General features: G+C 63.4%; 1 protein-coding gene. It reads right to left on the reverse strand.

Features of this window, described 5'->3' with window-relative positions; all coding sequences use genetic code 11:
- On the reverse strand, window positions 1-748 hold a 748-nt coding region (locus D8V06_RS29705; RefSeq protein ID WP_177434515.1), incomplete at both ends, for an IMP dehydrogenase.

The following is a 748-nucleotide window of genomic DNA, read 5'->3' on the forward strand; positions in this document are numbered from 1 at the left end:
GAGCCTGGGACATGGCGCCCAGCGAACCCATGCCGCGATAAGCCTTGTACGAACGCCCCTGGAACAGTTCGATCTCGCCCGGCGCTTCTTCGGTACCGGCGAACATCGAGCCCATCATCACGCAGGAAGCACCGGCCACGATGGCCTTGGACAGGTCACCGGAGAAACGGATGCCGCCGTCGGCGATCAACGGCACGCCCGTGCCTTCGAGGGCAGCGGCGACGTTGGCGATGGCACTGATTTGCGGAACGCCGACACCGGCGACGATACGGGTGGTGCAGATCGAGCCAGGACCGATACCGACCTTGACTGCGTCAGCGCCGGCTTCGGCCAGGGCCTTGGCGGCAGCGCCGGTGGCGATGTTGCCGCCGATGACCTGCACTTCCGGGAAGTTCTGTTTGACCCAGCGAACGCGGTCGATCACGCCTTTGGAGTGACCGTGAGCCGTGTCGACCACGACGACGTCAACGCCGGCATTGACCAGGGCAGCTACGCGGTCACCGGTGTCTTTACCGGTGCCGACCGCAGCGCCAACGCGCAGACGACCTTGATCGTCCTTGCTGGCCAGCGGGTAGGCCTTGGCTTTTTCGATGTCGTTGACGGTCATCATGCCCTTGAGGGTGAATTTGTCGTCGACGATCAGCACGCGCTCGATGCGGTGCTTGTGCAGCAGTTCACGCACATCGTTCTTGTCGGCGCCTTCCTTGACCGTGACCAGACGCTCTTTAGGCGTCATCACTTCACGGAC

Origin of the sequence: Pseudomonas sp. Sample_24 (assembly GCF_004307605.1) — a bacterium.
In the GTDB taxonomy this organism is placed as follows: domain Bacteria; phylum Pseudomonadota; class Gammaproteobacteria; order Pseudomonadales; family Pseudomonadaceae; genus Aquipseudomonas.